This is a genomic window from Desulfonauticus autotrophicus (assembly GCF_055381725.1).
Genome location: NZ_AP042395.1, coordinates 425,252 through 450,382, shown reverse-complemented (window position 1 = coordinate 450,382; position 25,131 = coordinate 425,252). Strand labels below are relative to the sequence as shown.

The following is a 25,131-nucleotide window of genomic DNA, read 5'->3' as shown; positions in this document are numbered from 1 at the left end:
AAAATGAAAATTATTGTTCAGAAGTTTGGAGGTACTTCTGTTGCCAACCTTGAGTGTATGCAAAGGGTAAAGGAAAAGGTTTTAAGAGCCCTCAATCAAGGAAGTAAAGTGGCAGTTGTACTCTCGGCCATGGCTGGAGAAACCAATCGTTTAATTGAGTTAGCTAAAACCTGGTCTTCCAGACCTGACCCAGCAGAGATGGATGTACTTATGGCTACAGGAGAGCAAACCTCTGTGGCCCTATTTAGCATGCTTCTAAAAGATGCAGGAATCAAGGCCAGGTCTCTTTTGGGGTACCAAATCCCCATTCGTACGGACAAAGAATTTGGAAGAGCCAGGATTTTAGATATAGATGAAGACCGACTTCGTTCCTATTTCAAAAACTATGATGTACTGGTTGTAGCTGGCTTTCAAGGTTGTGATTGTGAAGGCAGGATTACCACTTTAGGAAGAGGAGGTTCTGATACCAGTGCAGTGGCTTTAGCTGCTGCCCTAAAAGCAGACCTCTGTGAGATTTATACGGATGTGGATGGAGTATATACCACTGACCCCAATATCTGCCCTTCGGCCAGACGCATTGAACGCATTGCCTATGAAGAAATGCTGGAAATGGCCAGTATGGGAGCCAAGGTTTTACAAATAAGATCAGTAGAATTTGCCAAAAAATACAATGTCCCAGTGTATGTGCGTTCCACTTTTACTGATGGACCTGGGACATTGGTAACTCAGGAGGATGAAAGTATGGAAGCTGCTATGGTTTCAGGCATTGCCTATGACAAGGACCAGGCCAGAGTTACTTTAGTGGATGTATATGATGAGCCAGGCATTGCAGCCAAAATCTTTGAGCCCATTGCTGCTGCCGGTATTGTAGTGGATATGATTGTCCAAAACCCCAGTAGAGAAGGTCGCACAGACATGACCTTTACTGTACCCAAAGGAGATATAGACAAGACCGTGGAAATTATCTCCAAAATCAAAGGAGAAATTGGAGCCAAAGAAGTACTCACTGATAGAAATGTTTCCAAGGTCTCAGTAATTGGTGTTGGCATGCGCAATCACTCTGGAGTAGCTGCCATTGCCTTTTCTGCCCTAAAAAATGAAAACATAAATATCCTTATCATTAGTACTTCAGAAATTAAAATTAGCTGCCTTATTGAAGAAAAATACACAGAACTGGCAGTAAGGACCTTACATGAAGCCTTTGGTTTAGACAAAGAACCAGAAAAAACCTGTTAAGAGCTATGAAAAAAATAAAAATATATGACACCACCTTACGAGATGGTACTCAGGCCGAAGATGTCCACTTTTCCCTAGAAGATAAAATAAGGGTAGCCCAAAAGCTAGATGAACTGGGAATAGACTATATTGAAGGAGGCTGGCCTGCCTCCAATCCCACAGACCAGCGCTTTTTTCAGGAAATACAAAACTATCACTTTAAAAGAGCCAAAATCACAGCCTTTGGCAGCACCCATGGCGTAAATAAAACCCCAGATACTGATGAAAATCTGGCTAGCCTGATTAACTCTGGGGTAAAGGTCATTACCATCTTTGGCAAAACCTGGGATATCCATGTGAGGGAAGCCTTAAAAACCACTCTGGAGCACAATTTAGAGCTTATAGCCGGTAGTTTGGCCAAATTAAAACCAGAAGTAGAAGAGCTCTTTTTTGACGCAGAGCACTTTTTTGATGGCTTTAAGGAAAACAAGGACTATGCCCTGGCTTGTTTACAAAAGGCCCTGGAAGGCGGGGCAGATGTTTTAGTCCTCTGTGATACCAATGGTGGCACCACTCCTTTAGAAATCAAAAGCATTGTGGAAGAAGTAAAAAAACGCTTTCCTCAAGCCACCTTGGGAATCCACACGCACAATGATTCAGAACTTGCTGTGGCCAACTCTTTAATTGCTGTAGAAGCTGGCGTAGAGCAAGTACAGGGAACCATAAATGGCTATGGAGAGCGCTGTGGCAATGCCAATCTCTGCTCCATTATCCCCAATTTGCAGTTAAAAATGGGTTATGAGTGTATCCCGGCAGAAAACTTGCGTCTTTTAACCTCTGTATCTCTCTTTGTCTCAGAAGTGGCCAATTTACCTTCCTTTCACCGCCAACCCTTTGTGGGGAAATCTGCTTTTGCTCACAAGGGCGGTATTCACGTAAGTGCAGTGCGCAAAAACCCCAGAACCTATGAACACATTCCACCTGAAAGTGTGGGGAATAAACAGCGTATCTTGCTTTCTGATTTAGCAGGACAATCCAATATCTTATTTAAAGCCAAACAATATGGCTTTTATCTGGACAAAAATGACCCCTTTGTCCTGGAACTTCTGGCCAAACTAAAACACCTGGAAAGTGAAGGCTACGAATACACAGCAGCTGAAGCCTCCTTTGAACTTTTGTTAAACAGGGTCTTGGGTAGAACCAGAACCTATTTTTCCCTGGAAAATTATAGGGTCTTAGAAAGCAAACGCAAAGACGAAGACCCTCTTTCTGAAGCTACCGTTATGGTCAGAGTGGGTGGTATGCTGGAGCATACTGCTGCCAGTGGAAAAGGGCCAGTAAATGCCCTGGACAACGCCCTTCGCAAGGCTCTGGAAAAGTTTTATCCCTGCCTAAAAGAAATGCACCTTATTGATTTTAAAGTAAGAGTCTTTTCCTCTTTTAAAAAGGACCTATCAGGCACTGCCTCCAGGGTAAGGGTCTTGATTGAATCTGGAGATGCCAAACAAAGATGGGTAACCGTGGGCGTTTCCTATAATATTATTGAGGCCAGCAGGCAGGCTTTGGAAGATTCTTTAAATTACAAGTTATTTAAAGAAGATCAGGAAAAACTAACTAAAGCTTTGCAAGAAGTTACTAAAGATATGTAAATGAGCGTTCCCATTCCCTTAGCGGAAAAGCTAAGACCCAATTCCTTAGATGAGTTTATTGGACAAAGCCATTTAAAAAGCCGATTAAGAGCGCTTATCAAAAGTAAAAGGCCGCAAAGTTTACTCTTTTTTGGTCCTCCTGGCTGTGGTAAATCCACGCTTGCTCTGCTTTTAGCCAAAGCCTGGAATAAAAAGTATATCAGGCTTAGTGCGCCAGAAATAGGTTTAGCTGGTTTGCGCAAAAAAATAGAAGGAATAGATGTTCTGATTCTGGATGAAATCCATCGTTTTTCCAAGGCCCAGCAGGACTTTTTTCTACCTCTCCTAGAAGTGGGTGAAATAACCCTTCTGGCAACTACTACAGAAAATCCTTCCTTTAGCGTAACCAGACAACTACTTTCCAGACTGCATGTACTAAAACTGGCCAGTTTAACCCTGGAAGAATTATTAACCCTGGCCCAAAAAGGCGCTAAATATCTCAATCTAAAAATTTCTCCAGATAGTTTAGAACTTTTGGTTTCCCTGAGTAATGGCGATGCCAGGACCCTTCTAAATCTTCTGGAATACATCTCCAATTTGGAAGAAGAAGAGTTAAGGCCAGAAAATCTCAAAACCCACCTACCAGAGATAGTAATTCGCGGGGATAGACAGGGAGATGCTCATTACGAACTTATCTCTGCCCTCATTAAATCCATCAGAGGAAGTGACCCTGATGCTGCCCTTTATTATTTAGCCTGCTTGCTAGAAGGTGGAGAAGACCCCAGATTTATTTGCCGCAGGCTTATCCTTTCTGCTTCAGAAGATGTGGGACTTGCTGATCCCATGGCCCTGCCCCTGGCTGTGTCCTGTCAACACGCAGTTGAGTTTGTGGGTATGCCTGAAGGATTTATCCCTCTGGCAGAAACAGTGGTTTATCTAGCCCTTGCTCCCAAATCCAACTCCACTTATGCTGCCTATTTAAACGCCCAAAAGGAAGTAAGGCTAAACGGCCCCAAGCCTGTACCTTTACACCTGCGCAATCCTTCCACCAAGCTGCAAAAACAATGGGGCTATGGTCATGGCTATAAATATCCCCACGCCTATCCAGGCTCTTATATAGAGCAAGAATATTTACCCCAAGAACTTAAAAACAAACAATTCTATTTTCCCAAAACAGAAGGTATGGAAAACCGCCTCAACTTATGGTTAAAAAGCAAGAAAAAGACATCTCCAAAAGTTAAAAAATAGTTACTTTTTCCCAAGGCCAAAGTTATATTATACCTTTTTATTCTTACTTACCTTGCGTTAAAAAGAGACACTCTCTCATCATCTGCTCACCTGGAATCTTTTAGTTTAAAACTTTAATTGTTCACACACATCCTCTAAAGAAACCAATTTCTCTTGCGGAGCAAAAATATTAGTATAGCCTAGTTTCCTGGCCTGTTTCAATCTCAAATCATGCCCCAGCACCCTTCGAATCTGGCCATTTAAGTCCACTTCCCCCCAAAAAATACTATTTTCCGGTAAGGGCTGGTCATAAAAAGAGGAAAGCAAGGCTACACAAATGGCTAAATCCAGAGCCGGGTCTTTTAAGCTAAGCCCTCCTCCTATTTTTAAGTAAATATCCTTATCTTTTAAACTTATTTTTAATCTTTTCTCTAAAACTGCTACCAATAAATTCAACCTATTTTGATCTATACCTTGTGCTACTCTTCTAGGCACAGCCAAAAAGGAAGAACTGACCAGGGCTTGAATTTCTACAGCCAAAGCCTTGTGCCCTTCTAAAGTCAAAGTAAGGGCCTGGCCACTTAAATTGTTACTTCCTTCCAGAAAAAAGTAGAAGGGTCAGCTACCACCCTTAATCCTTGCTCTAACATTTCTAAAACCAGAACCTCATTACTGGGGCCAAAACGGTTTTTATTTACTCGAAGCAAGCGAAAAAAGTGCTCTCTATCCCCTTCTAGGTACAAAACACAATCCACCATGTGCTCTAAAAGTTTGGGTCCAGCAATAAGCCCTTCTTTGGTCACATGGCCCACCAAAAACAAAGTAATTTCCCTGGCTTTAGCCAGGCCAATAAGCTCCAGGGCGACCTCTCTTATCTGGGAAGGAGTTCCTGCCACTCCTTCCAGTTTACTGGAAGTTAAGGTTTGCACTGAATCTATAACTGCTATTTGAAACCCTGTTTCTAATACTTCCAGAGCTTCTTCTAACTTTGTGCTATAAAAAAGATAGAGATTATCAGAAGCAAGCCCCAAACGTTTTCCCCTGCTTTGCACCTGTAGCAAAGACTCTTCTCCGCTTAAATAAAGGGTCTTTAACCCTCTGGAGGCAAGCAAGCCTGCCAGTTGTAACAGCCAGGTGGACTTGCCTATGCCAGGCTCTCCTCCCAAAAGATATACCCCGCCCTTGACCAGTCCTCCACCTAAAAACAAATCTGACCTCTTTTTCTCCACAGGAAAAATACACCTCTTGCTGGGAAAAGGACTGAGTAATGGGTATAGGAGAAAACAGTTGCTCTTGCTTGGAGGAAGAAGTGGTTTTAGTAGAAATTGATTTTAACTCTAGGGTGTTCCACTCCCCGCATTGAGGACACTTTCCAAACCAGGTCGCAAAATTGCTTCCACACTTATTACAGATATAAAGCTGTTTTTGTTTAGCCAAAACTATTTCTTTTCAGGTGGATTTTTCACATCAATAACTTCTAAAGCAAACTCCTGTACGTTTTCAGGAGGATTATAAAAAACAACCATAAAAGGCACTCTACCCTGGGGCTTTACAAAGGTGTTGTTGGTTAAAATACCTATCTTAGAGTTTAAAACTCCTTCCAGTTCTTCTTGAGTTAAAACCTGTAGTTGAAACAAAGACGCAGTATTACCAGCTAAAAATTCCTTTTCAGCTACCACCTTACCGCTATCATCAAAAATCCTGGCCTTTATTTTTATCAATTCTTTGGTCTCTTCAAATTTATTAACTGCCTCTCCTTCAATAACAAAAATCTCTCCTATTTTGGAGTTGTTTACAAAGTATTGCTTTACATTTTCCAGAGAAATATTTTTTACCTTTTCTTCTATTTGTTTTTGGCTGAGTCCAACCTCACCCTTTTTTCTGGGAAAAATTTGGCTTTTATTTGAGGAAAGAAAATATAACCGGCAGAACCCAGACCCAACAACAATAATAAAACTATCAGCCAGATAATCAGCTTCTTTTTGCTTTTTTTCTTTTAGGAGCTTTTTCTTCCTCCTCCAGATCCACTTTGATTTTTTTATCTGACTTTACACTGACTCCTGCCTGCTCTTCCACTTCAGGAATGGCAATATCTTCGGGACTATCTAAATCCAGCTTATCTTCTTCCAATTCTAAAGGGAAAATGTGAGAACATTTAGTGCATTTTAGCTTAACTCCAGGTTTAACCTTTTCCTCGGGAAGATTATACTTTACCTTACACTCGGGGCATTGTACCAGCATCCTAAATTCCCCCTTTTAGCCTCACTCTTTAAGTTCAAACACTCCGCTCAAATTTCTATATTTTTCCGCATAATCCAGACCATAACCCACAATAAAACCTTTTTCCAGAACAAAGCCAGCATAATCCACTTCTACATCTACTTCTCTACGCTCTTTTTTATCAATAAGCGCACAAATCTTTACACTTTCAGCCTTTCTGGCTTCCAGGACTTTTTTTAAATAAGCCATGGAATGGCCTGTATCCACAATATCTTCCACCAGAAGTAAATGTTTCCCCTCTATGGGCAATTCCATGTCCTTGGAAAAAATCACCTTGCCTGTACGGGATTTTTGATTGGCATAAGAAGATAAGCGGACAAAATCAACCTCTAAATTCAAATCAATGGCTCTAACCAAATCAGCAAAAAACAAAAAGGCACCTTTTAAGACACACACTGCTACCAGTTCTTTGCCAGCATAGTCTCTGCTTATTTCCTTTCCCAATTCCTGCACTCTTCTGGCAATCATCTCAGGGGAAAATACCACTTCCAATCCCATTTAATCCTCCTAAATTTTAATCAATACTCTAAATTTACTTACATTTCAATAAGCATGGCTATTTCATCGCACTCCGGGAACTTGGGGCATTTTAGACAATCTGCCCATACCTTTTGGGGTAAAACATCTTTTTCCACCACCTTAAATCCCAGGCGCTCAAAAAATCTGTCCTGATAAGTTAGGACAAAAACTTTGTAAACATCTAAAGTAATGGCTTCACTCAAACAGGCCTCCACCAACCTTCTCCCCCAATTTTGGCCCTGTTTTTCCTTAGCCACAGCCAGGGACTTAATCTCAGCTAAATCTTCCCAGATAATACTCAAGGCGCAACACCCAAAGACTTCCTGGGTCTGGCGGTGAGCCAAAACAAAAAAATCCCTAAGATGAGTATAGAGTTCACTAAAGGAACGGGGCAAGAGAAGTCCTTCTTTAGCATAATACATAAGTAAGTGGTGGATGCTCTTTACATCTGAAATTTTTGCCTTGCGCAAGTATAACTCACTCACCTAAAAGCTCCTCTATCTTTATTTTTAACTCTTCCAGGCCCATATACCCTTCATGAGTGAAGACCTTTTCTCCAGAAGAGCGATAAATTTCCAATTTGGGTAAATTTACCACCTGAAAAAAATCACCAACGCTTTCCTTGCCCAGCCAGACAGGGTAGTTAAAGTTGGTTTCCTTATAAAAGGCAAAAAACATTTCTGGGTCATAATCCACAGACACTCCCAGTATACTTAGTTTCTGCCTGGGAAAAATGGTTCTTAGCTTAATTAAAGAAGGTATTTCCATCCTGCAGGGAGGACACCAGCTAGCCCAAAAATTGACCAGTACCAATTCACTCTGGCTATTGGCAATAAAGGAAATAATATCCCTGGGTTTGGCAACCTTTATGTCCTTGGCCAGGGTTAAATCAGTTCCCCCAAAAACAGCTAAAAAAAGAAAAATAATAATTAATCTGCGCATTTCTTTTCCTCCGGACTGGCCAATAATTTTTTGGCCAGTTTTACAGCAGCTACTGCGTTTTCTGAATAACCATCTGCCCCAATCCTATCGGCAAAGGCCTGAGTTACCACAGCCCCACCTATCATTACCTTGCACTTCAATTTTTCCTTTTGAACCAGTTTTATGGTTTCTTCCATTTTAACCATGGTAGTGGTCATCAAGGCAGAAAGGCCTATTAAAGGAGCCTGCTCCTTTTTGGCTACTTCTACAATTTTTTTAGCTGGAACATCCTTACCCAGGTCAATCACTTCAAAACCATGGTTTCTAAGCATCAAACAGACAATATTCTTGCCTATATCATGAATATCACCCTCTACAGTAGCCATTACTATCTTGGGACCTTTTCCAGACTTATCTTTCTTTAGCCAGGGTTCTAAAAACTTAACTCCCTCCTGCATGGCCTCAGCACTAAGTAAAAGCTGAGGTAAATAATATTCCCTACGCTCATATTTATCTCCCACTGCAGTTATACCCGGAATAAGCTCCTCATTTAGCAGGTCAAAGGCCTTTTTCCCCTCTTTTATTTCTTTCTCTAAAAGTTCAATTAACCTTTCTTTATCCCCTAAAACAACTGCTTCTTTAGGTGTAGAAGCTAGAGACTTACTTTTAGTTTGCAGGGTAATTTTTTGCTCTCCAGCCTGCCAATGGGAAAAATGAGCAATAAACTCTTCTGCCTGGGGGTCTTTATTTAAAAGTACCTGGCCGGCATAAAAAACTTCTTTTATTTTCCAGGAATTGGGATTTACAATGCAACTACTTAAACCTTTAGCCATGGCCATGGCCAAGAAAGTGGAATTGATAAGCTCTCTAGCAGGCAACCCAAAGGAAATATTGGAAAGCCCCAGAGTAGTGGGCAAACCTAACTTTGTACAATAATCAATGACTTCCAAACAGGCTTTGGCTGCTTCTGGCTTAGAAGATACAGTAAGGGCCAGAGCATCTACTAAAATCAACCTCCTGGGAATGGAAAGCTCTGCGCACTTTTTCAGCATTTCCTCTATAATGGCAATGCGTTCCCTGGCACTTACAGGCAGCTTTTTTCCCTTTAAAGGTAGTAAAATAAAAGGAGCGCCATAATCCCTACACAAGGGACCCAGCACTTCCAACTTGCCTTCTTCTCCACTTATGGAGTTAATTAAAGCAGAACCAGGATAAATCTGTAAACTCCTCTCAATGGCACTAACCTTACTGGAATCAAAACAAAGCACGGGATCAAATCTTTTCACCAGTTCCAATCCCAGCCTGGGCAAAACCTTTTCCTCTTCTACCAGAGGAGCACCCACATTAACATCCAAAACCCTAGCTCCTGCCTGGAGTTGCTCCTGAGCTAGGTTTAAAGCTTTATTCAATTTACCCTCTTGCAACTCCTGGGTAAGGTCTTTTTTTCCTGTGGGATTGATTCTTTCTCCAATTAAAACAGTCTTTTCCTCTTTCCCCAGAAGCACGTATTTAGAACGGGAAGTAAGGGCAAGGGAAGGAGATGCAGGAGAAGGAGAGACAAATTGTTCTTGAGTTAGTTTCTGGGCCAGAGCCTGGATATGCTCAGGCGTAGTTCCACAACAGCCACCCAAACACTTTACTCCCTTTCTGGCAAAGGTAAGCATATTTTTAGCAAAGGGCTCTGGCTCCAGTTTAAATACAGTCTTGCCCTCTTCTAAAACAGGTAAACCAGCATTGGGTTGTACCAAAAGAGGTAAAGAAGAATATTGAAGCAACTTTTCCACCAGAGGCAAAAGCTCCACAGGTCCTAAACTACAATTTACTGCCAGCAGATCTATCCCCATATTGAACATGGTAAGCGCAAATACTTCTGGAGAAGTACCTGTAAGAGACACCCCACCTTCAAAGGTCATGGATACTCCTATGGGGATTTGCCTATTTATTTTTCTGGCCGCAAGTACCACAGCCCTGGCTTCAGCCAGGTCAAAGTGAGTTTCCGCCAGAATCAAATCCACTCCACCATCTATTAAACCCTGAATTTGCTCGCTAAAACTATCTACCAGGTCTAAAAAGTCTATATCCCCTAAAGGCCTTACCATCTTGCCACTGGGACCAACACTACCTGCTACCAGGGCCTTGTTTTCTGCTGCCCTTTTAGCCACCAGAGCCATTTTTTTATTTACTTCATAAGCACTTATCCCTGCGGGCAATTTAAATCTGTTGGCTCCAAAGGTATTGGTAGTAATTACCCTTGCGCCAGCCTGAACATAAGCCCTATGACAGTTAAGTAGCGTGTCCTCCTCTTTTAGGGCAAAAATTTCTGGCATTTCACCGGCAGGTAAACCTTTGGCTTGCAATAAGGTGCCCAATCCACCATCAAAAAGGATAAACTCATTTTCTTTTAGTAGCGTCAAAAAATTCATTTATTGCCTTCCTCCCCATCTGGACCTTAACCTTGAGTTAAAGCCATAGTTTAAAACCTTGCAAAGGACAAATAAAAAATATAGGAATAAAAGGATTAAAGGAGTTCTATAGCATGCCAGAAAAAAAACAGTCTCCTGAAAGTAAAGAATTGGTTCTTATTGAACCAACCAATACTTATCCCCAAATAAAAGACAATCTCAGCTTATATTTACAAGAAGTAAATAAATTTCCAGTTTTGAGTCCAGAAGAAGAAATAGAGCTGGCCAGACGTTATAAAGAATACCAGGACCAAGATGCAGCCTTTAAACTCATAACTTCCAATCTAAGACTGGTTGTTAAGATAGCTATGGATTTTCAGCGTCGCTGGATGCAAAATGTTTTAGACCTTATCCAGGAAGGAAATATTGGCCTGATGAAGGCTGTACAAAAGTTTGATCCAGACAAGGGAATAAAATTTTCCTATTATGCTTCCTTTTGGATTAAGGCCTATATTTTAAAATTTATCATGGACAACTGGCGTATGGTCAAGATAGGCACCACTCAGGCCCAAAGAAAACTATTTTACAATCTCAATAAAGAAAAACAACGTCTGGAAGCCATGGGTATAAATCCAGATACAGAAACCATTTCCAACAACTTACAAGTCTCAGAAGCAGATGTTATTGAAATGGGCAAACGCATGGGCCAGCAGGACCTTTCTCTGGATATGCCTTTAAATGATGATGAGGAATTTACGCCTTTAAATGTCTTGCCTGCCTTAGAAGGCAGTGTGGAAGATAAAATTTTTCAGGAAGAAACAGTAAATCTGTTAAGAGAAAAGTTAAAAACAATTCTTCCCCAATTAAACGACAAGGAAAAAGATATTCTGGAACTCAGATTGCTCAGTGATTCTCCTCTTACCTTAAGAGAGATAGGGGAAAAATATGGTATTACCAGAGAAAGAGTAAGACAAATCGAAGCTAGATTACTGCAAAAGATAAAAAAACTTTTAGAAGAAGAAATCACAGATTTTTCCAGGGATTGGATTTTAGATGAATAAAGTCTTTAACCTCCTCAAAGCAGAAGCCAAAAAAATAGCTCAACAAAACCTTCCTTCTTTTTATACTATTTTTTCACGGGAACAAAACCAGGCCAAAAACTTCTTTTTTGACCACCCTCTTATTTATCGTTTACGCGAAGATGTCCTACCCTTTATCCTGGACTCCTTTGGGCATGGCATAGAGCACGCCAAAAAGGTAGCCCTAGATGCCAGTACCATTGTCTTAATTGAAGGAAAACACCTGCCCAGTCCTTTACTTAAAAAAGCTTTTCTTTTAAGCCAGATAGCGGGCTTGCTGCACGATACTTGTCGCACAGAAGAAGACCATGCTTTAAAAGGAGCTGAACTAAGCCAGGAAATCCTAGAAGACTATCCTCTTAGCCAGGAGGAAAAAGAAATTATTTACCTGGCCATAAAAAACCACGAAGCCTTTGGACCCAGGATAGAAATCAAAGACGACCTGGCCCAACTGGTAAGTGCTGCTCTTTATGATGGAGACAAATTTCGCTGGGGGCCAGATAATTTTACCACTACCCTTTGGTCCATTTGTAGTTATAACCAATGGGGAATAGAAGAACTGAAAAAAGAATGCCCCAGGCTTTAGAGTTTATGCAAAAAATCAAAGATACCTTTAGGACTTCTACAGGCATTAACTTTGGCCCAGAAATTGTGGATTGTGGTCTGCTTATAGGCAAACATCTCTACCAAACCTTACAACAAATAGAAAATTATGCGTAATTTAATTTGTTTTACTTTAATCCTTTTGGCCTTACTTAGTTGTTCTCCCTTACACAAACCCCGACCTGTTAGTATTCCCCTTTCGCCTGAAGCCAAGAAAATTTATACCTTTCTTCGTTTTCTGGATCTGGAAAACCAAAAGAAAATTGAAGAAGCCAAGCTGGAAGCCCAACAACTACTTCAATTAAATCCAGAACCCTATATTTATCTGGAAGTAGCCAACTTTTACTGGCGCAACCTGGATTTTAATCAAGCCAGAAACATTTTAAAGCAGGGTTTAAAAAAATTTCCAGAAAACAAGAACCTCTATCTTTCCCTAGCCAAATCCTATCTGGCTGAAAAAAGACTCAAGGACGCAGCAACAACCCTGGAAGAGTATCTGGCCATTAAACCAGAAGACTTTTCTGTGTACCAGGAACTGGCAGCAATTTATCTGGAAAATAAAGAATACAGTAAAACCATAGATTTACTCAAAAAACTACCTCCTGAAAAGCAAAATAAAATAACCTATTATTATTTAGCCAGGGCTAATTTTGAACTAGGTCTTACCCAAAAAGCAGAAGCTTTGCTTCAAAAAACTTTAAAACTGGATCCAGAGTTCTTTGAAGCCTGGGCAGAATTAGCTTATATCTATGAAATGAATAAAAAATATGCTGAAGCAGAAGAGATCTACACTAAATTATTAGAGCAAGAAGAAAATAACGAAGACCTGGTTTTGAGAATAATTGAATTAAACCTAAAATTAAACAACCCTAAAAAGGCTAAAACTTTTTTAGAAGATAAAGATATAGATTTTAAACTAAAAGTATTCTTAAAATTTTTAGAAAATAAATATTATGAATATGCTGAAAACATATTAGAAGATGTAAAAAAAGAAGAAAAAGGTACAGACAGGGTAAATTTTTATTCTGCTCTTCTCTACTATGAGAAATACCAAAATTACAATAAGGCTCTTCAATATTTAAATAAAATAACACCCAAAAGCAGTTTTTACCTTCAATCACTAGAATTTAAAATTCAAATTTTGCTTTTACAAAAAAATTACGCCTTGGCTCAAAAAACTCTAGATGAAGTTAAACAAGCCTATCCCAATCACAAAGAATTTTATATTTTACAGATATACGCTTTTGAACAACAAAAAAAATACACCCAGGCCTTATCCTGGATAGAACAGGCCCTACAAAAATGGCCCAAAGACAAAGAAATACTTTATCGCAAAGCCATTATCCTGGAAAACCAAAACCAGCGCCAGAAATCTTTAGAACTTATGGAAAAAATAATTTCCCTGTATCCTGATTATGATCCTGCCTTAAATTTTGTAGGTTATGTCTTGGCTGAAGAGGGAAAAGACCTAAATAGAGCCAAGCTCTTAATTGAAACTGCCTTAAAAATGAGCCCCAACAACGGCTATTACCTTGATTCTCTAGCCTGGGTTTACTTTAAATTAAAAGAGCTAGATAAGGCCTGGGAATATATTCAAAAAGCTGTAAGTTTTACTGCCGATGACCCTACTATTTGGCAACATTATGGAGACATTGCCAGGAGTCTAAACCTGAAAAAGAAGCCATCAGGGGCTATAAGCAGTCCTTAAAGTTAAATCCCCATAATTTGGAACTAAAAAAACTACTCCAGAAATTAAGTGAAAACTAAATTTATCACTCTCTTGTTGGGGCTAATTGTTCTAGCCAGTTGTGCTCCCCCAAAGCTTCCTTCTCCAGAACAAAAGCTGGAACAATTCTGGCAACAGCAACAAAAATATAAGCAAATCAACACCTACTACTTACAGGGCAGCCTTAGTTTTAAAGACCAAAAACAGGCTTCCCGCTTGCTCTACACCTGTTTTGGCCAAAAGAATAAGCTCACCAGAGTGGATTTTTCCTCTTCTTTGGGTCAAAAGATTTCCCTCTGGCAAGAAAGTCAAAACAACCTCCTGGTCTTTTTTCCCTATGAAAGAAGAGCTTATCAAAGCAACCACCCCAGGACTGCTATTACTACCTTAGACTTTCCCCTTCCCTTTACCTTGACTCAAAGTGTCAAACTGCTCCTGGGAGAAGTCCAGTTTCTCCTACCCTTGTCTTCTTCAGAAAATTTTTCTAAAAACCTCTTGACTCAACTAGAAATTTATCCTTTAGGTCAAATAAAAAGAATAAACTATCAAGGATACACCATATCCTACTTTAACTATGTAAAGACTAACATAAACCTTTCCATACCTAAAAAAATAATTATTGAAAAAGAAGGCTTAAAAATAACTATTTATCAAAAAAAGATAAAATTAAATTTAAACTTAAATAATTTAGAGCTAAAATTGCCAGAAGATGTAAATTTATTTAATCTCTTGGAGCAAGAGTAAAATGAGAACCTTTATTCACACAGTTTTAAGTGGAATATATACAGCTTATACGGAATTGTTATTTTCTCTTACTCTAATCTTAAAAATTGCAGAAATAAAACAAATTCAGCAAAAAATAAAAGAAGAACAATGTTTTTTAGGACAGCTAATTTGCGAAAAAAAGATATTGATTCTGAAGAAGTAAAGACAACTCTCAAACAAATAGAATTTTTACAAGAAGAAGTAGAATATCTAAAAGAAAAGCTTGAAAATTTTAAGAACCTCTTTTTACACAAACGCCAACAAAGATTAAAATCTTTTAAAGGAGTTTTTTAAATGGAAGAAAAAAGGCTCTAATCTTTGGTTCAGACCACGCAGGCATTAACCTCAAAAGAATACTAATGGATTTTTTTCATCCCCAATTTGAAATAATAGATGTGGGCACAAGGGATACCAATAGCTGCGATTATCCCCTTTATGCCCGCAATCTTTGCGTAAAGGTACTGGAATTAAAAACTCTGGGTATTCTTATCTGTGGCACAGGCATAGGCATGTCTATCACTGCCAACCGCTTTAAGGGCATACGTGCTGCCCTTTGTACCAACGAATACATGGCCAGAATGTCTAGAGAGCACAATGACGCCAATGTACTCTGCCTAGGTGAGAGGGTAATTGGAGTGGACCTGGCTAAAAGTATTGCCAGCACTTTTGTAAACACTTCTTTTGCTGGAGAAAGACACCTGAAAAGAATCGAGTTAATAGAAAAGCTGGTTTAAACTTTGTTAACAATTTAATTTTCAAAAACAAAACAGGTTAAATTTGGTTTACAGAGTAAAATATCAGGTCAGGTAAGAGGAAAAAGAATTAAAGATTTATAACCTGATTTTTGTCTTCTATTCCTGCTTTTATTTTTCTGGTCTAAGTCTACTCACTCAATCAAACAAACAACCTCTTTAGCAGATATAAAAAAGCATGCGAATTTGGGATATCCATCCAGCTTATTTAAATCGCCAAAGTCTATTAGGCGAACACAGAGAATTACACGGAATCCTCTCGATTCTAATTCATGGGAAAAAGGGATATTCTAAACATCCTGAAACCAAGCGCTGGGCAGGTTTTCTTTGGGCCTTAAAGATAAGACATGAATTTTTAGTAGCAGAAATGCGCTTAAGAAATTTTAACCATAAGTCTTATGTTAAGGTAAATTCTGCTTTTAAAAAATGGCCAGAAATTTATATTGATTCTCCCAGCGCCCAATTTAACTTACTTAAGCAAAAATATCAAAATAAAGAAGAGGGAAGAATACCTCTTCCTAAAAATGAACAAGAACTCTGGAGTCAGCACAAGTATTCAATTTTAGCTAGAAATCCCAATTTATACAAAGAAATAGGTCCCTTAGTAGCTAAAAAAGAAATAGGCTTTGAGCAATTAGCGTTAATTTTAGTGGAAAATCTTAGAATCATACCAGATGAAAAAAATATAAAAAATGCACTTCAACACATGTGGGGACATATAGCCAAATACTCTTCAATAGATAAACACCTGGTAAATAAAATGCCTTTAGACCAGCTACTTAGAGAAATACAGAAGTGTACGCTTAAATTTAAAGAACCTTATTTACTTTTATCTACAGCTTTGAGTGAATTAAGCGTGTGGATAGAAAATAAGGACTTAAATTGAAATAACAAATTAAAAAGAAACAAACTTTTAAGTTTTCAAGCCCTCTCTTTTAAAAAATAATCCAATTTAATTCAAAGAGTTAGAGAAAAAATAGATTTAGTTTTAGAAACTATCTTGACCAAACAATTCTTTTCTTATTAAGCAAAGGCGATTTGGCCAAATTGAGAAAAAGCATCAAAGTAGCTGGAGGAGAAAAATATGTCTGTAACCCTGGTAGACCACCCTCTCATTCGACATAAATTGGGTATCATGCGCAAACATGATATCAGCACCAAAAATTTTAGAGAACTGGCTTCGGAAATAGCCAGACTACTTACCTATGAAGCCACCAAGGACCTGGAAACTGAAAAAAGCACTATTCAGGGATGGGCAGGTCCTGTGGAAATAGAGACCATCAAAGGGAAAAAAATTACGGTAGTGCCCATACTTAGAGCTGGACTGGGCATGCTAGATGGAGTCCTGGACCTTATTCCCGGGGCTAAGGTAAGCATTGTTGGTTTGTATCGCAATGAAGAAACCCTGGAACCTGTTCGCTATTATGTAAAACTGGCCAAAAACATAGAAGATCGCATTGCCCTAATTTTAGATCCCATGCTGGCTACTGGAGGTACTTTAATTGCTACCATTGACCTGTTAAAGGAAGCAGGTTGTACTAAAATCAAAGGATTATTTTTAGTAGCTGCTCCAGAAGGATTAAAAAAAGTTACAGAAAAGCATCCAGATGTGGAAATATACGTAGCCTCCATTGATAAGAGGTTAAACGATAAAGGCTACATCCTGCCAGGCCTAGGGGATGCAGGAGATAAAATCTTTGGAACTAAATAGGCACCACCTGGTGCCTATTTTTTTGTCTTTTTTGTTCTTTAAAAACACCAGTGCACGGTAAAGGAGGTTCTATGCAACAAGATCCAACCAAGTATGATTTTCGTTTAAGAGACTCCCTCCTGGGAGCGCAAATGCTCTTTGTGGCTTTTGGGGCTTTGGTTTTAGTACCCATTTTAACCGGGCTTGACCCCAATGTGGCTCTTTTTACTGCTGGCTGTGGCACGCTACTTTTTCAAGTTATCACCAAAGGAAAAGTTCCTGTTTTTTTGGCTTCTTCTTTTGCCTTTATTGCACCTATTATCTATGGAGTAAAAACCTGGGGCATTCCCGGTACCCTATGTGGCCTGGCTGCAGCAGGTGTTATCTATATTCTCTTAAGCCTGCTCATTTCCTTAAGAGGAGTAAAAGTCCTGGAAAATTTGCTTCCTCCTATTGTTACCGGCCCAGTTATCATGGTAATTGGTCTTATTCTAGCTCCTGTAGCAGTAAATATGGCTATGGGTAAAACCGGTGATGGCAGTGCAATTTTGGTTCCAGAAAAAACTGCTCTAATTATAGCCATGATTTCTTTAGCAGTTACTATTATAGTCTCTCTTTTTGGGAAAGGACTATTAAAGCTTATTCCCATTCTCTGTGGCATCGTTATTGGATATATTATTTCTATACCAGCAGGTCTAGTAAACTTTGCTCCTGTAATTAAAGCACCCTGGTTTGCTATTCCTAACTTTACTTTTCCAGAATGGAACTGGCAGGCTATTTTATTTATTGTACCTGTAGCAATTGCTCCAGCTATAGAACACTTTGGCGATATTCTGGCTATAAGCTCAGTTACAGGAAAAGATTATTTAAAAGACCCTGGGGTACATAAAACTCTCTTAGGCGATGGCCTGGCCACTTCTCTGGCTTCCTTTTTAGGTGGTCCTCCTAACACCACCTATTCAGAAGTAACCGGGGCTGTAGCTCTGATTAAGGTCTTCAACCCTGCTATTATGACCTGGGCTTCCATCTGTGCCATTTTGCTTTCCTTTGTGGGCAAACTAGGCGCTTTTTTACAAACTATTCCTACTCCTGTTATGGGTGGAATTCTCATTCTCCTCTTTGGTGCTATCATGGTCGTGGGCATCAACACTTTAGTTAGAGCTGGCCAGGACCTGATGGAGGCCAGAAATATGGCTATTGTGGCCATAATTGTTATCTTTGGAGTGGGAGGAATGTCCTTTTCTGCTGGAGAATTTACCTTAAAAGGTATCGGGCTAGCAGGTATAACCGGAGTGGTATTAAATATTCTCTTACCTGGTAAAAAATAAAAAAGGGGCTTAAAGCCCCTTTTTTATTAACCTATAAGCAAAACCTTATTTTTCTTCCCAGCCAGTAACCTTGTATCCTTTTTCTTCTACCTTGGATTTTATCAACTCAAAATCCACCCCTTTATCAGCCTCAAAATAGGCAGCTTTATCTTCTAAACTTACCTTTATATTTTTAAGATTACCCATACTCTCCAAAATCTTGGTAACAGTATTTACACAATGCTGACAACTCATACCTTCAATATTTAATTTAAACATAAAACCTCCTGGATAGTTAATAGATTCAAATTAATTATATCAAAATATTAACCAATTTAAAAATATTTCCATTTATTTAAAATAATTAAATTTAATAAAAAAATAAATTTAAAGATAAATCTAAGCTATAGTAAATTAAGGATTTAATTTTATTTGGTACAATACATTAATCCAAGCCATTTCACTTGTACTGTTATTTGTACCTACAATTTCAACATTGTATAAATAACCATCAAGGTATCCCTTAGTATCTACTATCTTTCCATACACTATATAGTCTCCATAAATTTCTTCCCAATCAGGATTATTAATGATATCTGATGGCTCTGAATTAGAGGTACATGCATTCGTTGAATTACAAAAATCACATACCGTGGTCCAGTTATCTGTATCTCTTTTTAATTTACAGGCATGCCCAGGTATCCAACCTGATGAATTAGAATCCCAAGTAGAATCTCTAATATCAATCAAAAATTCTTCCACCCCCCCCTTTGCAGCTTCTAATGCTGATGTATACCTTTTTACAATACCTGACTGTTTGGTACTCGATACCACTAAAATCATTATAGCTGATGCAAGCACTATAGCAATTAAGCTCAAAATTAGAGAAGTTATAAGGGCTATACCCCTCTCATCTTGCTTTTTGAAAATCACCGAATTTCCCTCTTAAGATTCATGGGTTTTACTGAAAATTGAAATAGCTTCCATCTATAATGTATATCATCCCCTGTCGGAGTAAATTGTTCAATGGTCCCATTAGAAGTATTTAGATAAATTGTGCCTCCAGAATAATTAAAGGCTGGGTCTTTTCTACCTTCGTGGTAAACAATAAATACTTTTACCTGTTTTAGCTGAGACCTTAAAACCTTCGGATCTGAGGGCAATGTAGTTGACCATGTATCAACAATGTCATCATCGTCAGTATCAAGACCAAATGCCACTTTAAATCTTTCTACACAGTCCAGTATTGGTTGCGCACCACCAGTACTTGCATCTTCTCTTCTTAATACTTTGGTATTTTGCGCACATCTTAATGGCTTATCTTCTGAATTGTAGTCGTCTAATTCATAGGTTATTTTATTATCCGTAGAATTAGAACTAAGACCAAATAAAAGCAGTAGCTTTGATGGATCAGATGAATCAACTTTATAACAATTAAATTTTTGGGTATAATCTAAATCAAGTGCTAAATAACAAATATTTGTATCATTACAATCTTCGGCAGAAATTTCTGCATCATCAAGGGTAAAAAATCTCTTTCCATTAAAATCTGCATAACCATAACACTTCGTATAATCATTTCTAGAAGATACTGTTGAACTTATTGTAAGAGTATTGTTTGCCTCATCATATTCTAGGGGCAATTTATCATTGGGTATTCCAAAACCAGCCAGCTCAATATCTCTTCTAATTATTTCAGCCCCTATTAGCCTATCTATATTGGATACAGCAGTAGTAGTCTGCTGTGTGTATGCTTTCAATACATTTAAATATGATTGATATACAGCACCTAGAACCACTGATAAAATTACTAACACCACCAACAATTCTATTAAGGTTACACCTTTATTTTTCATGGCTCATGCACTACTGTATTTATGGTATAAGTTTTTGTCGAATTACTGTTAGGTGGATATTTATAAGTAACTATAACTTGGACTTGACTGTTACCACTATCTAGAGGAGTAGAATTAGAATCTATCGCAAAAGTTAAAGAAAAATTTCTAAATTTTTTAGTTGCATTATCTTCACATTCAATACCACTTCTTATATTTTCTATACAATCTTGAGCTATTTTTACAGCTTCATCCCTAACTAAATTATTTACATTACTACGAATATAAGTAGCAAGACTCTGCACTAGCGTAAGAAGAACCAAAGTCAATATCAACATGCTAACAAGGACCTCTATTAAAGTAAATCCTTTTTTTCTTTAATTACAATTAGTTCCATTCCACGATCCTATTTTTGCTCTTGTTACTGAAACTGCTACACAATTATTGATTTCTTCCTCGTTTAGGTCTGTAAGATAAATACTATCAAAATTAACAACCACACCTCTAGAAAATTTTATATATGTATAAATTGAGTTAGATGATTTAAATTTCGATTTTAAATTTAAAATTGTTATATCAACATACCCACCACTATCATTAATCTCACCATCATAATCTGTATCACACCTTTCATATATCTTCTTAAATTCTGATGTAGTTCCCCAATATAATCCACAAACTTTTTTTTCAACAAAGCTTTTCATTCTGGCATCTTGAATTAGGGTATAAATATTTTTTATATCGTATTGAACATCATATTTTTTCTTCCATTTTGTAAATTGTGGAATTGCAATGGATAAAACTATTGCTATAATAGATAAAATTACCAAGAGTTCGATTAAAGTAAAGCCTTTTACTTTTCTATCCATAATAAAATATTGCCCTTAGGACTTTTTGCAGGATTTACATAAGGGGTAGCTGATTCTGGAGGTACTCCTGTATACCATGGAGTAGTAGCATCATTAAATGTTGATGTCTCATCTGTACCAACAATTATTTCTTCTATATTACCACGGGATAGTTGTAAAAATAGTTTTCCTCCTGGGTTGCTTGCGTGATATCCTGGACAGTTTTGATTTTTGAGATCTTCACCTGTTGCGCAATTTAGCTGCCATACCCTGGATCTTCCACCAAAACTACAAAAATCAGAAGAAGGCTCTGTTGTAGTAAAATAAATTATATTGGAATCAGTAACAGTTGGGTCTGATATCACTCTTTCTTTAAAATAAATTCCTTCTCTCTCATTTAGTCCTTGTTTCCAAGAAAATAGTTTATTTGGGTTACCTTGAGTGAGTTCATTACAAGGATCATTAGATGAATGTGCTGCATTAATATTACAATTTCCATCATCAAGACAATCATCTATTCTTACAGCATAGAGGTTATTAAATTCATTATTTTTACCTGGATCGTCTCCAGGATAAAAATATCTACCAGTACCAAAAAATATATAATTCATATCAAAGCATTTTGCATATTCTACTTTTGCAGTTACTGGCTCCAGGGAGCTATTAAATACATTTACTATCTCCCAATCAGAAGGGATATTTCCTGTAATATGAATTCCCCACACATCTCCCTGTAAAGTGTTACCTGCTCCCCTGGTTGATCCAATAAAGACCCAATCAGTATCACCATCTTTATCTACATCTATACCCTCAGTAAAAAGCCTTCCACCAAAGGCATTTTTCATTTCTGATGAAACTGAGAGTTTTGTCACTTGTTTAATGGTAAAAAATGCTGATGGTTGAGCATTCCATGTACTCTCAAGTTTGAGAACAAAAAATTTCAAATCCTGTTTGGACTCTCCCCTATAATTAGTTGGACCTGATGCAAACATAATAAAGTAGCTATAGGTGCTGTCATCATTTTTTACCTTGATAAAGGCAGGTCCTGTATAGGTAAAACCTAAATCTTTATCAGTAAATTCCCATAAAAACTTTGGACTGGTTGCATTGGTTATATCAAGGGCAAAATAAGAAGACAATCCCACACAATTACTAGTAGCAGAATTATATTGTGAGGGATCAGCACAAGTATCAGCAGGAGGATTAATGCACTCTGAATCTGTGCATCCAACTGCTCCCCCAAACCTCATACCACCAATTAATATTCGTTTTTCAATATCTGAATCATCATCTAAATTGAGTTCAATTATATAAGGCATGAGATCCACATAATAAAGGTGATTATTACCACCATATTTGGGATCTGTAAGTGCCCTTAGATAAGGAAGGCTATTTTTAGGGATATATGCCCACATTTCTTCACCTAGTTTATCTTTGTAACAATATTTAGAAGAGTCATTACAAAGCCTTACATCTTGATATGGTCCCAATCCGTCATAGCGAGGTTTACCTAATCTAAATGCATGGAGCATTCCATCATTTGCTCCTACATAAACCACTGAATAATCATCATATATCACTATTTTGGGTGTAGAATAAATTATGTCACCTAATTTCCAGGTGGAAATACCATCATAGGATCTATTTCTATAACCATCTATATCATTTCCTAAAATATAATCTTTAAGATCCTGGATCGAAATTGATTTTGTTATTAATCTTGTTGTTTCATCTGTTTCATCTACTATTCCATCATTGTCTTCATCTCCAAATAGTTTATTTTCTGTCACATTCTGAAAACTAGTTAAATCTTGATGTATGGTTGGATGAAGATATCCTGTATATGTGTAAATATTTCTTTGTGTTGCATTCGTATTCTTTAACTTCTCTCCTGCCTCCCACACTGGATGTATATCATCTAAAGTTGAATACAAGGTATAATCAGAAGAATTAGTACCACTACATGTACTTTTATAGGCCTTTACATTCATAATTCCTGTAGAATTATTTAGTAAGAAATTAACAATGTAGTCTCCTCCTGTCTCTCCATTAGTACATACATCTAATGCTTTATTTTCAATAGTATCCTCTCTTATGTTTGAAGCAGTAGGAGAATAGTAAAACCAGTATGTATAAAGATAGCCAATCCAATCCAACTCTATCTGATCAAATTGTTTTTTTGGATAAAAAAGTGCCTGAACAAGATTTTTCCAATCTTTGTCTCACTAATGGGAAGTGATGCAGAGGTACCTGAAGCAGTTCTTTTTAAAATATCAACAAAAATCACCCTTAATGCCTCTTCAAGTTCTGCTCCATTTTCTGCTGCAAAATATCCGTCTGGTACACCGTTGTTATCCTCATCCCATTCCTTACAACATTGTTCATTACTACTACCACCTGGGCAACTGGAACGAGGCCAGGCAACCTCTAAAGAATCATCTGGCACCTCAGAAAAAGTATATGGATAACTATTATTACAACCACTAATATCAGTAAATCCTCCAAAAGCACTTATGGTCTTCATAGAACTTTTACCATCATTAGAATCATCAAAAGCATATAAGCTATATACCCTTGCTGTTTGTTTATTGGATAAGTCAAACCTCAAATCATCAGTTCTTAAATGATAAGCAGAAATAACAGGGTCTACATTGCCATTCCACTCGCCATCAGATATGAGTACAACATTGGACTGCCTGCACCAGGCTGAAACCAAACTCCCATCTTCCAACACCTGATAATATGGATCTACCTCGCTGTCATCGTTGATATAATTAGAATTACTCTCATAATTATGACCATTTCTTTGTTTTAGATAATCATAGGCCTCCCACAAGGCTTCACCACTTGGAGTACCGCCATATGGAACTTCACTCTGTAATTTATTCAATAATGAGTCTAAATTATTTTCATTAAACCCATACCTTATTTCACCTTCCCTTGTACCACCAAACACCATAAAGGTAATTCTAACACTATCAAATATGGATTGAAGTAAACCACCCCTATCCTCTTTTGAGATTCTTAATTTTACCCTTGCACTTGACAATCCTTTTACTGGGCATGTACCATCATAATCATATACACTTAGTAAAATTTCTTTATCTGCATAGTTACCACTTGAATAATCTTCGGGCCTTACATAAAAATCACAGTCTATATTACTGGATCTTACTCTTCTCCTACTACCCTGAGCCTTTATATAACAATAATTATCACCACAATCAGCCTTTCCGCCAATTAGTGCTTTCAAGGCTGCATCTATTCTGGTTGTAGTTACAAAATTAAGTAGATTTCCAGAAACACAATCTGGTGCTGAACCTATTTTGTTGGAATAAGAACAATTGTCTGTATTATCAACAAAATATCCATTATGAGAATCATATTTATAATATTTATTTGAATCAAATATTCCATAATAATCATAGGATGTGTTATAGTTTTCATATGCATAATCTCCATAATAACATTCTGCAACCTGTGATTCATAATATCCGCTCCAATTGGCACAGGCATAATAGGCTGGAAATTGCATACTGCCTGAATAATCCATTACTAACACAACATTTGGATCTATACTCTGAGTAAGAAATGGGGGAGAAGCACAATATTGTTCCATTCCAGCAATTACAGGTATCGCCCAAAATATAAACAAAAGAGCTAAAAAAACTCTTTTAATAGTCATCTTTCACCCCTTTTTTAAGTTTTAACAAAACAATTTCTTTATCTTTTTTTAACAAATAAACTTTATCATCTTTAGAAATTAATATAGTTTTTTCTTTTTCATTTATCTGTTTTGAACTAAACAAGTCTATACTAACATGCTCACCTGAAAATACATACAGATAAGCCTTTCCACTTACAATTTTATCTACCTTATACGGACCGTATATTTTATATCCATTTTTTAAATACTTCTCAACTACCAATTTTAATGGTTCTTCTAACGTTTTAAAACTACTGAATTTATTTTTCACATCTCTAGTAAAACCAGTCGTTGAAAACACTACTATTAATAATACACAACATATCTGGATGATTACCCTTTTCTGTTTCATAGTTTACTTTTCCTATTTTATTTATATCTTTACTGGTTAATTTACTAAAAAACTTAAGTTACCCAAAAGTTATCTTTATTATATTTAGAAAATTTAGCCAAAAAAACTAAAGCCTAAAAAAACTAAATATATCTTATTCTTTTTAGCCAATTGCCTCATCTTGCACCATAAAACCAACTCTAAAAACATTATTTTTTAGGTTTATTTAAACCAATAAATAAATATTGGCAACCCTTAATTACATACTTTTAGTTTCCTAAGTCTCAACCACAAGCA

28 protein-coding genes and 2 pseudogenes are annotated in these 25,131 nt (G+C 37.5%); 13 read left to right on the top strand and 17 right to left on the bottom strand.

From position 1 onward, the window contains the following. Window positions 1-3: 3 nt before the first annotated feature. The 3 genes from ACZ42F_RS02660 to ACZ42F_RS02650 are packed head-to-tail and all read left to right on the top strand — an operon-like array spanning window position 4 to window position 4,091. The gene (locus ACZ42F_RS02660; RefSeq protein ID WP_464279644.1) at window positions 4-1,236 is read left to right on the top strand and encodes an aspartate kinase; all 1,233 of its coding nucleotides are present in this window, start codon (window positions 4-6) and stop codon (window positions 1,234-1,236) included. Between the two features lie 5 nt (window positions 1,237-1,241). Then, complete coding sequence (gene cimA, locus ACZ42F_RS02655) at window positions 1,242-2,864, top strand: citramalate synthase (RefSeq protein WP_464279643.1); 1,623 nt, start codon at window positions 1,242-1,244, stop codon at window positions 2,862-2,864. Beyond that, a complete protein-coding gene (locus tag ACZ42F_RS02650; protein ID WP_464279642.1) occupies window positions 2,865-4,091 on the top strand; it encodes a replication-associated recombination protein A in 1,227 nt (408 codons plus the stop codon). 105 nt (window positions 4,092-4,196) lie between these two features. Here the strand turns inward: ACZ42F_RS02650 and ACZ42F_RS02645 are convergent, their stop codons facing one another. From ACZ42F_RS02645 to ACZ42F_RS02605, 9 genes and pseudogenes are all read right to left on the bottom strand, one after another. Further along, window positions 4,197-4,634, bottom strand: coding sequence for a magnesium chelatase domain-containing protein (locus tag ACZ42F_RS02645; protein ID WP_464279641.1), 438 nt, complete (start codon window positions 4,632-4,634; stop codon window positions 4,197-4,199). A gap of 17 nt (window positions 4,635-4,651) precedes the next feature. Beyond that, window positions 4,652-5,278 (bottom strand): ATPase domain-containing protein, encoded by a 627-nt coding sequence (locus ACZ42F_RS02640; RefSeq protein ID WP_464279640.1) that lies wholly within the window; start codon window positions 5,276-5,278, stop codon window positions 4,652-4,654. Between the two features lie 139 nt (window positions 5,279-5,417). After that, a pseudogene (locus tag ACZ42F_RS02635) lies at window positions 5,418-5,507 on the bottom strand (hypothetical protein); the annotation flags it as partial. A gap of 2 nt (window positions 5,508-5,509) precedes the next feature. Further along, window positions 5,510-5,896, bottom strand: a complete 387-nt coding sequence (locus ACZ42F_RS02630) for a DUF3426 domain-containing protein (RefSeq protein WP_464280300.1) — start codon at window positions 5,894-5,896, stop codon at window positions 5,510-5,512. A 145-nt stretch (window positions 5,897-6,041) separates the two neighbouring features. Continuing rightward, window positions 6,042-6,311, bottom strand: coding sequence for a zinc-ribbon domain-containing protein (locus ACZ42F_RS02625; protein WP_464279639.1), 270 nt, complete (start codon window positions 6,309-6,311; stop codon window positions 6,042-6,044). Between the two features lie 21 nt (window positions 6,312-6,332). Next, window positions 6,333-6,848, bottom strand: coding sequence for a hypoxanthine phosphoribosyltransferase (hpt, locus tag ACZ42F_RS02620; RefSeq protein WP_029965385.1), 516 nt, complete (start codon window positions 6,846-6,848; stop codon window positions 6,333-6,335). Window positions 6,849-6,886: 38 nt separating this feature from the next. Further along, complete coding sequence (locus tag ACZ42F_RS02615; protein WP_464279638.1) at window positions 6,887-7,354, bottom strand: N-acetyltransferase; 468 nt, start codon at window positions 7,352-7,354, stop codon at window positions 6,887-6,889. Then, on the bottom strand, window positions 7,347-7,811 hold the full coding sequence (locus ACZ42F_RS02610; protein ID WP_464279637.1) for a TlpA family protein disulfide reductase: 465 nt from the start codon (window positions 7,809-7,811) through the stop codon (window positions 7,347-7,349). The genes ACZ42F_RS02615 and ACZ42F_RS02610 overlap by 8 nt, the downstream gene beginning before the upstream one ends. After that, window positions 7,799-10,213, bottom strand: a complete 2,415-nt coding sequence (locus ACZ42F_RS02605; protein ID WP_464279636.1) for a homocysteine S-methyltransferase family protein — start codon at window positions 10,211-10,213, stop codon at window positions 7,799-7,801. Before ACZ42F_RS02605 ends, ACZ42F_RS02610 begins: the two co-directional genes overlap by 13 nt. A 113-nt stretch (window positions 10,214-10,326) precedes the next feature. Between ACZ42F_RS02605 and ACZ42F_RS02600 the strand changes: the two genes are divergently transcribed. The 10 genes from ACZ42F_RS02600 (at window position 10,327) to ACZ42F_RS02555 (ending at window position 18,135) form a co-directional block, all read left to right on the top strand. Continuing rightward, on the top strand, window positions 10,327-11,253 hold the full coding sequence (locus ACZ42F_RS02600; protein ID WP_464279635.1) for a sigma-70 family RNA polymerase sigma factor: 927 nt from the start codon (window positions 10,327-10,329) through the stop codon (window positions 11,251-11,253). Next, window positions 11,246-11,857 (top strand): HD domain-containing protein, encoded by a 612-nt coding sequence (locus ACZ42F_RS02595; RefSeq protein ID WP_464279634.1) that lies wholly within the window; start codon window positions 11,246-11,248, stop codon window positions 11,855-11,857. Before ACZ42F_RS02600 ends, ACZ42F_RS02595 begins: the two co-directional genes overlap by 8 nt. A gap of 5 nt (window positions 11,858-11,862) precedes the next feature. Then, complete coding sequence (locus ACZ42F_RS02590) at window positions 11,863-11,991, top strand: hypothetical protein (protein ID WP_464279633.1); 129 nt, start codon at window positions 11,863-11,865, stop codon at window positions 11,989-11,991. Then, window positions 11,984-13,582, top strand: coding sequence for a tetratricopeptide repeat protein (locus tag ACZ42F_RS02585; RefSeq protein WP_464279632.1), 1,599 nt, complete (start codon window positions 11,984-11,986; stop codon window positions 13,580-13,582). Before ACZ42F_RS02590 ends, ACZ42F_RS02585 begins: the two co-directional genes overlap by 8 nt. Window positions 13,583-13,630: 48 nt before the next feature. After that, on the top strand, window positions 13,631-14,344 hold the full coding sequence (locus ACZ42F_RS02580; RefSeq protein ID WP_464279631.1) for a lipoprotein insertase outer membrane protein LolB: 714 nt from the start codon (window positions 13,631-13,633) through the stop codon (window positions 14,342-14,344). 129 nt (window positions 14,345-14,473) lie between these two features. Continuing rightward, a complete protein-coding gene (locus tag ACZ42F_RS02575) occupies window positions 14,474-14,659 on the top strand; it encodes a hypothetical protein (RefSeq protein WP_464279630.1) in 186 nt (61 codons plus the stop codon). A gap of 20 nt (window positions 14,660-14,679) precedes the next feature. Next, window positions 14,680-15,099, top strand: coding sequence for a ribose 5-phosphate isomerase B (rpiB, locus tag ACZ42F_RS02570; RefSeq protein ID WP_464280299.1), 420 nt, complete (start codon window positions 14,680-14,682; stop codon window positions 15,097-15,099). A gap of 196 nt (window positions 15,100-15,295) precedes the next feature. Continuing rightward, window positions 15,296-16,003, top strand: coding sequence for a DUF1722 domain-containing protein (locus ACZ42F_RS02565; RefSeq protein ID WP_464279629.1), 708 nt, complete (start codon window positions 15,296-15,298; stop codon window positions 16,001-16,003). A gap of 198 nt (window positions 16,004-16,201) precedes the next feature. Continuing rightward, on the top strand, window positions 16,202-16,828 hold the full coding sequence (upp, locus tag ACZ42F_RS02560; RefSeq protein WP_029965371.1) for a uracil phosphoribosyltransferase: 627 nt from the start codon (window positions 16,202-16,204) through the stop codon (window positions 16,826-16,828). Between the two features lie 71 nt (window positions 16,829-16,899). Further along, complete coding sequence (locus ACZ42F_RS02555; protein WP_464279628.1) at window positions 16,900-18,135, top strand: uracil-xanthine permease family protein; 1,236 nt, start codon at window positions 16,900-16,902, stop codon at window positions 18,133-18,135. Between the two features lie 45 nt (window positions 18,136-18,180). Here the strand turns inward: ACZ42F_RS02555 and ACZ42F_RS02550 are convergent, their stop codons facing one another. The 8 genes and pseudogenes from ACZ42F_RS02550 to ACZ42F_RS02515 form a co-directional block, all read right to left on the bottom strand. Beyond that, window positions 18,181-18,393 carry a heavy-metal-associated domain-containing protein gene (locus ACZ42F_RS02550; RefSeq protein ID WP_464279627.1) on the bottom strand — a complete coding sequence of 71 codons (213 nt, stop codon included), beginning with the start codon at window positions 18,391-18,393 and terminating at the stop codon, window positions 18,181-18,183. A gap of 135 nt (window positions 18,394-18,528) precedes the next feature. Beyond that, entirely contained in the window at window positions 18,529-19,047 is a 519-nt protein-coding gene (locus ACZ42F_RS02545; RefSeq protein ID WP_464279626.1) for a pilus assembly PilX N-terminal domain-containing protein, read from the bottom strand. Continuing rightward, a complete protein-coding gene (locus tag ACZ42F_RS02540) occupies window positions 19,044-19,970 on the bottom strand; it encodes a PilW family protein (protein WP_464279625.1) in 927 nt (308 codons plus the stop codon). The genes ACZ42F_RS02545 and ACZ42F_RS02540 overlap by 4 nt, the downstream gene beginning before the upstream one ends. Beyond that, a pseudogene (locus ACZ42F_RS02535) lies at window positions 19,967-20,317 on the bottom strand (type IV pilus modification PilV family protein); the annotation flags it as partial. The gene ACZ42F_RS02540 and the pseudogene ACZ42F_RS02535, both read right to left, overlap by 4 nt. Before the next feature lie 9 nt (window positions 20,318-20,326). Next, entirely contained in the window at window positions 20,327-20,818 is a 492-nt protein-coding gene (locus ACZ42F_RS02530; protein WP_464279624.1) for a pilus assembly FimT family protein, read from the bottom strand. Further along, a complete protein-coding gene (locus ACZ42F_RS02525) occupies window positions 20,803-22,953 on the bottom strand; it encodes a pilus assembly protein (RefSeq protein ID WP_464279623.1) in 2,151 nt (716 codons plus the stop codon). Before ACZ42F_RS02525 ends, ACZ42F_RS02530 begins: the two co-directional genes overlap by 16 nt. A gap of 2 nt (window positions 22,954-22,955) precedes the next feature. After that, window positions 22,956-24,482 carry a hypothetical protein gene (locus ACZ42F_RS02520; RefSeq protein ID WP_464279622.1) on the bottom strand — a complete coding sequence of 509 codons (1,527 nt, stop codon included), beginning with the start codon at window positions 24,480-24,482 and terminating at the stop codon, window positions 22,956-22,958. Then, the gene (locus tag ACZ42F_RS02515; RefSeq protein ID WP_464279621.1) at window positions 24,472-24,855 is read right to left on the bottom strand and encodes a hypothetical protein; all 384 of its coding nucleotides are present in this window, start codon (window positions 24,853-24,855) and stop codon (window positions 24,472-24,474) included. Before ACZ42F_RS02515 ends, ACZ42F_RS02520 begins: the two co-directional genes overlap by 11 nt. Between the last annotated feature and the right edge of the window lie 276 nt (window positions 24,856-25,131).